This window comes from Streptosporangium sp. NPDC004631 (genome assembly GCF_053601935.1).
This window is the reverse complement of sequence record NZ_JBSGCR010000021.1, coordinates 1-11,941: the sequence shown is the minus strand read 5'-3', so window position 1 is coordinate 11,941 and position 11,941 is coordinate 1. Positions and strand designations below refer to the sequence as shown.

The following is an 11,941-nucleotide window of genomic DNA, read 5'->3' as shown; positions in this document are numbered from 1 at the left end:
TGTTCGGCAGGACTGTGACCGCATTCACAGGGGTCGCCGTGCTCGCGGCGGTCTGGGCCGCCCCCCCGGCGGCGGGCGCCGAGCCGTGGCGGCCGGTGGTGATGGCCGCGCTCGGAGACTCGATCAGTGCCGGGTTCAACGCCTGTGGCTGGTACGTCGCCTGCGCGTCCCGCTCCTGGTCGGCGGGGGACAACCCGGCCGTCCAGAGCCATTACCTGCGGATGCTGGACGTGAACGAGGATCTCTTCGGGCATAACGTGAGCCTCGCCGTCGCGGGGGCGACCAGCGCGGATCTGGCCGGGCAGGTGGCCGGTGCGGTCGAGCGGAGCGCCGACTACGTGACGGTTCTGATCGGCGCCCAGGACGCGTGCGTGGCGGAGGAGCGGCGGATGACCCCGGTGAGCGTCTACGAGAGGCGTGTGGCCGAGGCGCTGAAACTGTTCCGGACCGCCCGCCCCGCAGGCCGGGTGTTCGTGGCGAGCATCCCCGATGTCAAGCGGCTCTGGCGGGTCGGCAAGGACAACGTGGCGGCACGCGGGTTCTGGTCGCTGGGCCGGATCTGCCCCACCATGCTGGCCAGGCCCACCTCGACCGCGCCGGCCGACCAGGCCCGCCGTGACCGGGTGCGTGCCAGGGTGGCCGGCTACAACGCCGCCCTGGCACGGGTCTGCACGGCGTACGGCCCGGCCTGCAAATTCGACGGTAACGCCCTGTTCAACTGCCCGTTCACGCTGGACCACGTCAGCAAATGGGACTTCTTCCACCCCAACGACGCCGGTCAGCGGCTGATCGCCCAGCGGACCTTTCCGGTGATCCGTGCCTGGCTTGAGGAGCCCGTGCCCATGCCCGAGCCCGCGGTCCAGCCGTGAACCCCATTCCCCGCCTCACCGGGTCAGCGGCTACTTCGCCCCTCGGAGTTCAGGGCCGTATATACCGATGACCACTGCTCAGGCGAAATCAGTTGGCGGGCCTGCCGAACCAGCGGGAGAGGTGGTCGTCCAGGTCCTGCTGATCGTCGCCGATCCAGGCGACGTGGCCGTCAGGGCGTAGCAGGACGCACGGAACATCCAGTACCGCAGTGGGATCCGCGAGATAATCGACCCGGTCTGACCAGCCGCCGACGGTCAGGCGTTCGGTGCGGTCCAGCAGCAGACCGCGGCCGCGATGCAGCAGACCGTAGAGGTGGCCCTGTTTCACGTCGATGTCGTGCAGGCGGCGGCCGAGCAGGTCGGGGCCTTCGCCGAAGTCGTAGCGGATGCCGATCGCGGTGATCTTCTCGATCAGATGGCGGTTCACCTCGTCGAAGTCCATCAGTTCGGTGAGCAGCCTGCGCACGGCCTGCGGGCCCGGTTCGGTGGACAGCAGTTCCGTCTGGGCGCGGGTGTTGTCCAGCACGTCCTCGGCGACCGGATGACGTTCGGCCTGGTAGGTGTCCAGCAGTGTTTCCGGCGCCCAGCCGCGGATCTGTGCGGCCAGTTTCCAGCCGAGGTTGAATGCGTCCTGAACGCCCAGGTTGAGGCCCTGACCGCCGATGGGGGGATGGATGTGCGCCGCATCGCCGGCCAGTAGCACCCGTCCGACGCGATAACGTTCGGCCAGCCGGGTGGCATCCCCGAAGCGGGACAACCAGCGCGGGGAGTGCACGCCGAAATCGGTTCCGGCGATGGTGCGCAACTGTTGTTTGAAATCTTCGAGGGTGGGCGGTTCCGCGCGGTCGCCGACTCCCGCGGCGGGGACCAAGACGCTGTAGACCCCTTCGCCGAAGGGCCGGAGCCAGAATCGCTGATGGGTCTCGCTGATTTCGGTCGCCTTGGCGGCGATCTCCTCCGGGGGCACGCCCACTTTCATCTCGCCCATCAGGGTCTCGGTCCGTGAGGGCTCGCCGGGGAAGCCGACGCCGAGCAGTTTGCGCACCGTACTGCGCGCGCCGTCACAGCCGACGAGGTAGCGCGAACGCAGCCGTTTCCCGTCGGCCAGCTCGACGGTCACGCCCTCGTCGTCCTGCTCGAAACCGGCGACCGCGCAACCGCGCCGGACCTGCGCGCCCAGTTCGATCGCATGTTCTTCGAGCAGATGAACGATGACCGGCTGCGGGATGCCCAGCAGATAGGCGTGGGCGGAGTCCAGGCCCTTGGGCGCGGGTTTGGGGATGGCGGCGAAGAAACCGCCGGCCGGACGCTGTCTTCCATGCCGGAGAATGCGATCCAGTAGTCCGCGCATCGCCATCAGCTCGATACTGCGAATATGCAGGCCGACTATGCGGACGAACGACGCGGGCTCGGTTTCCTTCTCCAGAAGGAGTACCCGCACATCGTGCAGCCGCAGTTCGGCGGCCAGCATCGCACCGGTCGGCCCGCACCCGGCAATGATCACATCGAAGGTGAGGGGCGCGCGATCGGCGCCGGATGCCGGTGACCAGAGAACTCCGGGGACGTCGCCCACCGTGGAGTGACGCTCGACCCCGTCGTTCGACAGCGGCTCGGCGGTGACCTGCTGAGAGTGCATAGGTGTTGCCTTTCGGGAGTGCCTTGTTGGTGAGGCGCTCCCGGCGACACCTACGTCAATCGCCCGACCGTGACGGGAAGGGGGAGCACCCACATCGATACAGCGTTCATGGGTCTCACCTCCTCGGGCGGTGTCACGGTCGACTGCAAGCTACAAGCCCGAGCATCATCCCGTCCACTCCTTTTCCGGCCACGTGATCACGACCTCGAAAGGGTCCGTCCAGGGGCGGTTCCTGGAGTCCGTCCGGAAGGCCGGTTGTCATCGCCTCATGAGCCGTGCGGGGGCTCGGAGACGGTGGGGGAGCGGGGGCCTGCCCCGGCGACGTAGGTCCCCGGGCGCCTCGGGGTCTTCGGGCCTCCGGGGCGGACACAGCCGGTCGAAGACCGACGTCGCGAGCCAGGTGGCGGCCGCGATCATCAGCGGCGTCCCGGGAAGGGGATTTCACCGAAAGCCGACCGTCTCTTATTAATCTACAATGTAAAGGCGCTCGGTTGATTTCAAGATCATTTAAACGATAATGGACTAAAGACCCCCTCCAAAACCAATCAGGGAGTGGATGGTGTGATCGATGCGCGTGCGTGTCAGCCCAGGCCGACACGCACGCGCCTGTCAACCCAGCCTGTTCGCCTGCTTGAGGAAGACGACACCGTCGATCGTGGCGAGTTGGGCCGGGTCCAGCGGGAAATAGGCGAAATCGTGGGAGACGCGCGGGGCGGGCTCCGTGACGGCCTCGGCCAGGCGGCGGGCGTCGATGAGAGAGCGGTCCCACGGGAGCGTGGACAGGATGCCCTCGACGGTGTCCGGGGGCGGGGTGTTGTCGCCGACCGTGCCGAAGGCGGAGGCCAGGAAGGCGTACCGGTCGCCCAGGTGCGCTTCGGTGATCGCCGCCGCGCTCCACCACTCCAGCGGCAGGTCGCCGAGCCGTATGAGGCTCTTGTTCCGCTGCAGGTGGATGTTGTGGGCGAAGACCAGGGCGGGGCCCTGCCCGGCGACGGCACGCAGGTTGGAGGCCATCATCGCGTCCCGCAGGGCCGACAGCCGCGTCATCCGCGCCGGGGACGTGTCGGCCATCCAGGAGTGGTAGCGGAGCAGGCCGACGGCGGTGCGCCCGTACAGTGCCGCCCGCTCTCCGTCTTTCGCGCTCAGCCGCGGCACCTGGGTGTCGAGCAGTGCCACCAGGTCGTCGGCGAGCAGTCGCAGCCGCTGGGCGTCGGCGGACCGGCCGATCGACTGGGACGGGTCCATGACCGTGGCCTCGTTCGTCCACCGGTCGTCCGGGCCGAGCAGCTCGTCGAGGGTTTCCATGGTGCAGGGGAGGGGGCCGTCGAGGAGGGTGTGGAGGGCGGTGAGCGCCTGGCGCGGGCTCTCGGCCCAATATTCCAGGGGGCCGTCGAAGCCGAAGAACCGGAGCTTTTCGTCATGCTCGTCGTTGTACGCGCGCATCCAGCGCACGAGTTCGCGGTTGGCCGGGGACGCGCCGAAGCCGTGGCTGAAGCCGCGTTCCATGACGTCGTCGAGCGTGCCCGCGCCCGTTGTGATGTGGTCGTCCACCACGAGGCCCCTGAGGCAGTCGCTCTCGATGGCGAACGACCGGTAGCCCTCGTGTTCGACCAGATGCCGGAAGATCTCGTTGCGCAACTCGCCCAGTTCCCCTACGAAGTGCCTGGCCTCGCCCAGGCCGAGCAGCAGGGGTTTGGCGGGAAGCGACTGGAGGAACGCCGAGACGCCCGCGCCGTCGAGCGGCCGGGCTGTGTCCTTGATATCCATGTCTTCAACGGTATCTCTGAACATTCGGTGTAAACTTTGGTGATATTTTCGGCTGTTGACGAGGACCTACCTTCAAAATGCGGTTGCGGCCCATCGATCTGGCGCGAGAGCACGGCCTGTCCACGCAGGCGGTGCGTAACTACGAGGAGGCGGGGATCCTGCCGCCGGCTGAGCGCTCGCCGCACGGCTACCGGGTCTACGCTCCGCGTCACGCGGTGGCGTTGCGGACGTTCCTGGCGTTGATCCCCGCGCACGGCCACGCGGCCGCGGGGGCGATCATGCGGGCTGTGAACGGCGGCGCGGTCGAGGGGGCGTTGCGGCTGATCGACGAGAGCCACGCGCAGCTGGCCGGCGACCGGTGCACGCTGGAGGCCGTGGAAGGGGCGCTGCGTGATCTGGCGCCGCCGCGTGAACTGGAGCCGGGGGTGACGTTCATCGGGCCGCTGGCGCGCAGGCTCGGTATCCGGCCGGCGACGTTGCGCAAGTGGGAGCGGGCCGGGCTGATCGTGCCCCGGCGCGATCCGCGCACCGGTTACCGCGTCTACGCCTCCGCCGACGTGCGTGACGTGCTGCTTGCCCACCAGTTGCGGCGGGGCGGGTACGGGCTGGAGCAGATCGCGCGGGTGCTGGAGCGGGTGCGGACGGCGGGCGGACCGGAGCCGCTGCGGGCGACGCTGCGGGAGTGGCAGGATCGGCTGACGGCGCGGGGCCTGGCGATGCTGGCGGGCGCGGCCGCGCTCGACGTCTATCTGGGGACGTCATAGCGCCCGACGGCGAGTTCACGGGTGGTACGCGCGGGCGGTGGTCGTACGGAAACGCTTACTACCTGCTATCCGGCCGCTCAGGTCTTGCTCTGGCCTGATGTGCGCGGTGATACCTGTTCGTTCCGTCGCGACTCGTGCCGTCGGCGCGTTGAGCCGGTCACCGGTAGGATCACTGCACTGCCCGCCGCGTCCGGGTGTCGGCGGTGGCGGGGCCGAGCCGGGGAGAACATCGTGCTGAAGGCTTTCGCCGATCTGTCCACGCCGCTGGTGGCCGACGCCTGTGTCCGGGGCGGGGTGCCGCTGCGCGTCGCGCCTGCCGGTATCGGCGCGGTCGTTCCCGGACATCGGATCGCGGGACGTGCGCTGCCGGCGCGCCATTACGGCAGCGTGGACGTGTTCCTGGAGGCGTTCGGCCGGGCCGGACAGGGTGATGTGCTGGTCGTCGACAACGGCGGCAGGGTGGACGAGGCTTGTGTCGGTGACCTCGCCGTGCTGGAGGCCGAGGCGGCGGGGGTGGCGGCCCTGGTGGTGTGGGGGCTGCACCGCGACACGCCGGAGCTGGTGGAGATCGGCCTTCCGGTGTTCAGCTACGGCGGCTATCCGCCTGGCCCGGTGCGGCTGGACGAGCGGGAGCCCGAGGCGCCGGCCACTGCGCGGTTCGGGCCGCACCTGGTGAGCGATGACGACATCGTCTTCGGTGACGACGACGGGGTGCTGTTCGTCGCCGCCGAGCGTGTCGAGGAGGTGCTGGCGACGGCGCTCCGGATCCGGCGGATCGAGCGTGAGCAGGCCCGCCGGATCCGGGCCGGTGAGACGCTGCGTCGGCAGACGGCTTTCGACGACTACCTGGCGCGGCGCGCCGTCGATCCGTCGTACACCTTCCGGCGGCATCTTCGGCGTATCGGCGGGGCCGTCGAGGAGTAGCCGCCGGTGGAGGTCGGCTCCGGCGGCGGTCACTGCATGCTCCCGGTGAGGCCCCGGGAAAGACTGCGGGAATCCACCGGCGTGCGCCTTACTCCTTCCCCGTCTTCACAGTGTCCGGGGAGTGTGAGTTGTGTGGCTGCTGGGACAGGCAAGCGTCCACCGGACATCAGGCGCTACGTTCGGTAATTGAATGGATACTTTTTGTAGTCGTCTCCGAATGTAGAGGAACCCTTCAGCATGCGCAGAATCGTCTCGTCCCTGGCTGTGGCCGCCCTCACGCTGGTTGGCCTGGCCGCCGTCTCGGCCCCCGCCCACGCCGACACCTTCCGGCCTGACCAGAGGATCATCAACCGGATGGACGGCAGCCGCCTGGCTCTGTACGGCGATGGCGTCGGCGAAGGAGCCCACGCCGTCTCACTGCGTTTTCCCCCTTGGAACTACAGGACCGCCAAGTGGACCTGGATCATCAAGAGTGACGGCTACTGGGTGATCAAGAACGAGGCGGCCGACAAGTGCCTGCAACCGATCGTCGGCGCCCCCGGCGCCAACGACATCGTGATCGTCAAAACCTGCGACGGGTCGGCCCTCCAGGACTGGAGCCGTGCGAGGGAGGACACCGCGGCGGGCGGCGAGACCGGCTGGGGCCGCCTGCGCCCTCGCGTGAACACCTCCCTGGCATTGACCCTCAACATCTATCAGGGATCCGGAGTCTGGAACTCCCTCTATCTCGCCCAGGACCAAAGCTCCACAGACCGGCTGTGGCGCATCGTCGACAGCGACGCCCCCTGGTAAACCCCCCGCACATCACCGGAGGGAGGTTGTAACAGCCTGATCACCCGCGCCGCGGTCACTCAGCCGGTAGCCGCTCTGCGTCGGCGGCGCGGTCACGCTGTGCACCCCTGCGAGAGGGAAGTCCGTAAAGCCCCCGTTTGTCGGCGCGGGTGTCACTCCGGCCTCCACTGGGAGAATGCCCGCTGTACGTCGTGGGGAGCGTGGGCGAGCGCGGCGTGGTCGGGTTCGGCCGCCGTGACGTGCGGGAGGTGGACGATGATGTCGAAGGCGTCCAGCGGGCTCTGGTCGGAGTAGAGGGCGCCGATGCCGGCGCGCTGCCGGGAGGCGGCCCGAACGGCGCCGGTGTCGGCCGGTGACAGTCGCCGCAGGTCGGTCGCGAAGGGCCCGTCGTGGCTTGCGGCCATGAGTCCGTCGATGCTGCCTGGCCGGGGTGCCTCCATGGCCGTGAAGAGGGCGCCGGTGTAGAAGTCGGCTCCCGTGTTGAGGATCTGGCCGGTTCCCGAGGTCGTGCCGATGGCGAGATAGTCCGAGCCCAGCCGGTCGGCGAGGTGCATGCCCATCGGGGTCATCGCGGGCATGCCGGGAACGGCGCCGGGCACGCGTTGGACGTGGCCGTTGTGGGCGGCGAGGACGATCCGGTCCTCCCTGCGCAGGATCCATTCGACCGTGTCCGCGATCGCGGCCTCGCGGTCGCACATCATCGCCTGCTGGTCTCCGCGTGACAGCTCCCGGAACATCGCATCGAGGGTGACCGTGACGCGCAGCGAGCGGAGCGCGCGCTCGTAGGCGTCGGCGGCGGTCCGCCGGAGGTAGTCCAGGCGCCGGCCCGTCATGCGCGCGGCGAGGTCGCCCAGGCCCGCCGTGAGCGCGTCCCTGGTCTCGGGGGCGAGCCTTCCGTAGGCGGAGATGGCCGCGGGCGCGGAGAACGCGGACGGCGCCGCGAAGACGGCGGCCGTCTCCCGGATGGCCGGGTCGACCTGGAAGTCCGGATCGGCCTGCGCGAGGTAGGCGGTTACGGCGTCCAGGCCGGGCAGCAGGGAGACCATCGAGCCGGGCAGGTCGATCCCGTAGAACCCGACGGGGTGTGAGGTGCCGCCGTTGTGCCGGCGCGTCCACTCCAGGTGGGCGCGCATCGGCGTCCACAGCCCCATCAGTGACGTCATGCCGTCCGCCATGACCTGGCCGAGCCGCTCCTCAGCACCGTCTCGGACCCAGCTGTCGACCAGCCATCCTTCGACGAATCCGGTCTCCATCGCGTAGGCGCCGAACCCGTGCCGTTCGACCAGGTAGCGCAGCAGGCGGTGGCGGAGCCGGAAGAACTCGCGGTTGTAGTGGGCGCTCTCGCCGATCGCCACCACCCGCGCGTCGCCGATCGCCTCGTCCAGCCATTCGAGGTCGTCCAGTGGCTCGGCCGGATCGAGCGTGCGCAGCGCGATCACCGCCTCGTCACCGAGCCGGGCCGCCTCTGCCGGAGTGTTCATGGTCATCTCTAACCCCTTCGATTGCTTTCCCAATTTTGGGGACGGTATCAGATGTGGGAACGTAAGGGGATGGACATCCTCGATCTGCTTCTTCACCCGGTCCGGCTGCGCATCGTGCACGTCATGTCCGGCGGGCGCACCCACACCACCTCCGACCTGTGCGCCCGCCTGCCCGACGTCCCGAAAACCACCGTGTACCGGCACGTCGGCCTCCTGGCCGGTGCGGGAGTGCTGGAGGTCGCCGGTGAACAGCGCGTGCACGGCGCCGTCGAACGCCATTACCGGTTGCGCCGGGACCGGACGATGATAGACACCGGCGCGGCCGCGTCGATGTCCCTGGACGACCACCGCCGAGGATTCACCGCGGCCATGGCCGCGTTGCTCGCCGAGTTCAACGCCTACCTCAGCCGGGACGGAGCCGACCCGACCGCCGACTTGGTGGGCTACCGGCAGAGCGTTCTCTGGCTCAGCCACGACGAGCTCGCGGAGATGATCGGCGAGCTGCGCGAGGTCTTCGCCGCCAGATGGGGCAACGGGCCCGCGCCGGGTCGCAGCCCTCACCTGGCGAGCGCGATCTTTTTCCCGGCCGAGGATCCCCCGCGGGACGGTGCCGACGGGCAGGCCGAGACCCCCGCCGGTGAGTCCGCGGGTGGCCTCTCACACCCCCCGGGAACGCCGCGGTAGCCGCCCCTCCCGAAACGCCCTGCCGCGTTCTCCGGGCCGAGGCCTTCCACGGCTCCGTCGGCTGGCCGATGTTCGGATGCCGCCCCGCCCGGCATCGCATGCCGATGTCGCGCGCGGACAGGGGTTTCGATAGATTCGATGCAAGAAGATCGCAGATTGCGAGGTAGGGGTGCCGGTCGGACGCGGTTCGCAGGGGACGAGACGACGAGGAATGCGGCCATATGGGCTGATGCTCGTGCTGGCCGCGCTGATTCTTCTCGCCGACCAGTCATCCAAGGCCTGGGCGATCTCGGCGCTCTCGGACGGTGAGCGCATCACGGTGATCCCGCGACTGATCCGGCTGCGGCTGTTGTTCAACCCCGGTGCCGCGTTCTCGATCGGCGCGGGGGCGACGTGGGTGTTCGCCCTTGCGGCCGCCGCCGCGGTCGCCGGCATCCTGTACGCCGGTCGGCGGTTGCGCTCGCCCGCCTGGGCCGTCGTGCTGGGCGCGCTACTGGGCGGCGCCGTCTCCCACCTGCTCGACCGCCTCTTCCGCCCGCCCGGCTTCGCCCAGGGCCATGTCGTCGACTTCATCGACTACGGCGGCCTGTTCGTCGGCAACGTCGCCGACATCGCCCTCACCGGGGGCTGCGCACTGCTCATGCTGCTCAGTCTCCGCGGCATCCCCCTGGGGGACGTGGCCGACAAGGGGCACTCGCCTTCACAGTGTTCCACCAGGCGGCCGAGCGTCTGATCGGCTCGAAGGTGATGCGGTCCGGTGTGGTCGTGTTGACGTCTCCGGCGAACGGCGGGGATCGGGCAGACGGCAGACTGGTACCCATGAGCGAACTGGATGGGCGGGGCGGTCGGACCGGTGGCGCACGCGAGGCTGTGAGATCCGATCGTCGCTCGTTGCGGTTGTCGCGTCGGGGCATCGCCGACGCTGCTTTGGGGCTCGTGCAGCGTGAGGGTGTGGCGGCGCTGACAATGCGGCGGCTGGCGGAGGAGATGGGGACGGCTCCGATGTCGCTGTATCGGCATGTGGCGGATAAGCGGGAGGTGCTGGACCTGCTGGTGGAGCAGGTGTCTGAGGAACTGGTGCCGGGGGGAGCGGATCTGCCGCCCCGTGAGGCGATCATCGCCGCGGTCGAACGCGCCCATTCGGTGATCGACCGTAACCGCTGGCTGGTGGAGGTCATCCTGGCCGGGCAGCCGCTGCGCCCGGGCGCGCTGCGCCTGTCGGAGCACATGTATGCCGCGATGGCGGCGGCGGGGCTGGATGAGGCGGCGGCGGCCAGGTTCCATGTGGCGATCTGGCAGTACCTGTGGGGGCACATCGTGGTGGGCCATGACGTGGGGTTGACGCAGCGCTCGCATGCGCTGTATCTGGCCGGCGGCGGAGACGACCAGGCGTTTCCGGCGATTCGGCGCCTGGCGGGGGCGGTTGAGGAGTTGTCGCACGATGAGGCGTTTCGGGCGGGCTTTCTGGCGCTGGTCGACGGTTTCCTGATGTGACCGGGCTCACCTCCTTCTGGCGATAACGATTTTCACTCGTCCTTCTCTCCGCGCACCTCTGTGCGTACGCTAGTACGCATCCAGTTTGCGTACGCATGTACGCACAGGCGGAGGGAGAACCGCATGACCGTCATGGACCACGCCGCCCCGGTACGCGCCCCCGGGCCGGCCGTCACCGCGATGTTCGCCGCGATGTTCGCGATGATGCTGAACGTGTCGATCATCAATGTCGCGCTGACCGCGATCGGCGCCGACCTCCGGGTGGGCCTGTCGGGGCTGCAGTGGGTGGTCAACGCCTTCACGCTGGTGTTCGCCATGCTGCTGCTACCGGGCGGGGTCGTCGGGGACCGGTTCGGGCTGCGGTCGGCGTTCCTGTTCAGCCTGGTGCTGTTCACCGCCGGATCGCTGGTGTGCACGCTGGCGCCGAACCTGATGGTGCTGCTGGCGGGCCGGATCCTGCAGGGCGCGGCGGGCGGCATCCTGCTGCCGGCCAGCCTGGCCCTGATCGCCGCGCTGTTTCCCGACCCGGCCCGCCGGGCCCGGTTCATCGCCGTCTGGAGCAGCCTGAACGGGCTCGCGGTCGCGGCCGGGCCGGTGCTCGGCGGTTGGCTGACCGACGTCTTCGGCTGGCCGGCCATCTTCGCCGTGAGCGTGCCGGTCGGCCTGGCCGCGCTGGCTGTGGCCGCCGCGACGCTGCGTCTGCCCGCCATCCCGGCGCAGGGCGGCCGGATCGACGTGGCCGGGCTGATCCTGTCGCTGGTGTGGGTGGGGGCGCTGACCTACGCCCTGACCGAGGGGCCCGCCCGCGGCTGGGGCTCGCCGCTGGTGGTGGCACTGCTGGCCGGTGCCGCGGTGGCGCTGGCGGCGTTCGTGTGGGTCGAGCGGGGCGAGACGCGGATGCTGCCGCTGTCGCTGTTTCGCAACTCCACCTTCAGCGGCGCCAACGTGGGGGCCTTCGCGGTGGGGTTCGCGCCGTTCGCCTCGTTCGTGTTCTTTTCGCTGTACCTGCAGCGGGTGCTGGGCTTTTCGGCGTTGGGCACGGGGGTGGCGTTGCTTCCCGCCGCGGGGGTGATGGCGCTCACCTCGCCGCTGGCCGGGGCCCTGGTGGCGCGGCGCGGCGTGCGGCTGCCGCTCAGCGGCGGCCTGGCGGTGGCCGGGCTGGGGCTGCTGGGCGCCGGCCTGGTCGACGGTTATCCGCCGCTGGCGGTGATGCTGGTGGTCTTCGGCTTCGGGCTGGGTCTGACCTTGACCCCGGTCAACGCGGCGGCGCTGGCCTCGGTGCCGCGCCAACGCGCCGGGGTCGCCTCCGCGGCGGTCAACACCACCCGCCAGGTGGGCATGGTGCTGGGCGTGGCGGTGCTCGGTGCCGTCCTGTCGGGCGTTCCCGGGCCTGACGGCTTCCGCTGCGTCTTCACCGTCGCGGCCTCGGTGGCGGGGCTGGCCGATCACCCGCCGACGGGCGGCTATCCGGTCATCGCCGTCCTCACCTCGGCCTGCCTCGCCGTGGCCGCCCAGCTCCGCCCCGGCGAC

Annotated in this window: 11 protein-coding genes; 8 read left to right on the top strand and 3 right to left on the bottom strand. The window is 69.7% G+C overall.

What is annotated here, in order from left to right; translation table 11 throughout:
- Positions 1–14: 14 nt before the first annotated feature.
- Positions 15–869, top strand: coding sequence for an SGNH/GDSL hydrolase family protein (locus ACWEF2_RS20845; RefSeq protein WP_453817498.1), 855 nt, complete (start codon positions 15–17; stop codon positions 867–869).
- An 88-nt stretch (positions 870–957) separates the two neighbouring features.
- On the opposite strand, the gene rox is transcribed toward ACWEF2_RS20845, so the two are convergent.
- Both rox and ACWEF2_RS20835 read right to left on the bottom strand, forming a co-directional pair.
- On the bottom strand, positions 958–2,505 hold the full coding sequence (rox, locus tag ACWEF2_RS20840; protein ID WP_453817496.1) for a rifampin monooxygenase: 1,548 nt from the start codon (positions 2,503–2,505) through the stop codon (positions 958–960).
- 609 nt (positions 2,506–3,114) lie between these two features.
- Positions 3,115–4,272, bottom strand: coding sequence for an erythromycin esterase family protein (locus ACWEF2_RS20835; RefSeq protein ID WP_453817494.1), 1,158 nt, complete (start codon positions 4,270–4,272; stop codon positions 3,115–3,117).
- A gap of 77 nt (positions 4,273–4,349) precedes the next feature.
- On the opposite strand from ACWEF2_RS20835, the gene ACWEF2_RS20830 reads away from it, so the two are divergent.
- The 3 genes from ACWEF2_RS20830 to ACWEF2_RS20820 all read left to right on the top strand — a co-directional run bounded on the left by ACWEF2_RS20830 (position 4,350) and on the right by ACWEF2_RS20820 (position 6,752).
- Positions 4,350–5,036: a MerR family transcriptional regulator gene (locus ACWEF2_RS20830; RefSeq protein WP_453817492.1), complete on the top strand. Its 687-nt coding sequence runs from the start codon at positions 4,350–4,352 to the stop codon at positions 5,034–5,036.
- Between the two features lie 231 nt (positions 5,037–5,267).
- A complete protein-coding gene (locus tag ACWEF2_RS20825; protein ID WP_453817490.1) occupies positions 5,268–5,960 on the top strand; it encodes an RraA family protein in 693 nt (230 codons plus the stop codon).
- Positions 5,961–6,197: 237 nt separating this feature from the next.
- The gene (locus ACWEF2_RS20820) at positions 6,198–6,752 is read left to right on the top strand and encodes an RICIN domain-containing protein (RefSeq protein WP_453817489.1); all 555 of its coding nucleotides are present in this window, start codon (positions 6,198–6,200) and stop codon (positions 6,750–6,752) included.
- A gap of 152 nt (positions 6,753–6,904) precedes the next feature.
- Here the strand turns inward: ACWEF2_RS20820 and ACWEF2_RS20815 are convergent, their stop codons facing one another.
- Positions 6,905–8,239 (bottom strand): erythromycin esterase family protein, encoded by a 1,335-nt coding sequence (locus tag ACWEF2_RS20815; RefSeq protein WP_453817487.1) that lies wholly within the window; start codon positions 8,237–8,239, stop codon positions 6,905–6,907.
- Positions 8,240–8,302: 63 nt separating this feature from the next.
- Here ACWEF2_RS20815 and ACWEF2_RS20810 point away from each other — a divergent pair, with 63 nt between their 5' ends.
- From ACWEF2_RS20810 to ACWEF2_RS20795, 4 genes are all read left to right on the top strand, one after another.
- Positions 8,303–8,917: a helix-turn-helix domain-containing protein gene (locus ACWEF2_RS20810; protein WP_453817485.1), complete on the top strand. Its 615-nt coding sequence runs from the start codon at positions 8,303–8,305 to the stop codon at positions 8,915–8,917.
- 211 nt (positions 8,918–9,128) lie between these two features.
- Positions 9,129–9,650, top strand: a complete 522-nt coding sequence (locus ACWEF2_RS20805; RefSeq protein ID WP_453817483.1) for a signal peptidase II — start codon at positions 9,129–9,131, stop codon at positions 9,648–9,650.
- 86 nt (positions 9,651–9,736) lie between these two features.
- Complete coding sequence (locus ACWEF2_RS20800) at positions 9,737–10,411, top strand: TetR/AcrR family transcriptional regulator (RefSeq protein ID WP_453817482.1); 675 nt, start codon at positions 9,737–9,739, stop codon at positions 10,409–10,411.
- A gap of 123 nt (positions 10,412–10,534) precedes the next feature.
- Positions 10,535–11,941 (top strand): DHA2 family efflux MFS transporter permease subunit (locus ACWEF2_RS20795; RefSeq protein WP_453817480.1); only part of this gene is annotated, 1,407 nt, incomplete at its 3' end.

Excerpts from the sequence above, each read along its gene's own strand:
- ACWEF2_RS20820 (WP_453817489.1), top strand. The coding sequence starts at position 6,198 with ATGCGCAGAATCGTCTCGTCCCTGGCTGTGGCCGCCCTCACGCTGGTT.
- ACWEF2_RS20835 (WP_453817494.1), bottom strand. The coding sequence starts at position 4,272 with ATGGATATCAAGGACACAGCCCGGCCGCTCGACGGCGCGGGCGTCTCG.
- ACWEF2_RS20800 (WP_453817482.1), top strand. The coding sequence starts at position 9,737 with ATGAGCGAACTGGATGGGCGGGGCGGTCGGACCGGTGGCGCACGCGAG.
- ACWEF2_RS20810 (WP_453817485.1), top strand. The coding sequence starts at position 8,303 with ATGGACATCCTCGATCTGCTTCTTCACCCGGTCCGGCTGCGCATCGTG.
- ACWEF2_RS20815 (WP_453817487.1), bottom strand. The coding sequence starts at position 8,239 with ATGACCATGAACACTCCGGCAGAGGCGGCCCGGCTCGGTGACGAGGCG.
- ACWEF2_RS20805 (WP_453817483.1), top strand. The coding sequence starts at position 9,129 with ATGCGGCCATATGGGCTGATGCTCGTGCTGGCCGCGCTGATTCTTCTC.
- ACWEF2_RS20830 (WP_453817492.1), top strand. The coding sequence starts at position 4,350 with ATGCGGTTGCGGCCCATCGATCTGGCGCGAGAGCACGGCCTGTCCACG.
- rox (WP_453817496.1), bottom strand. The coding sequence starts at position 2,505 with ATGCACTCTCAGCAGGTCACCGCCGAGCCGCTGTCGAACGACGGGGTC.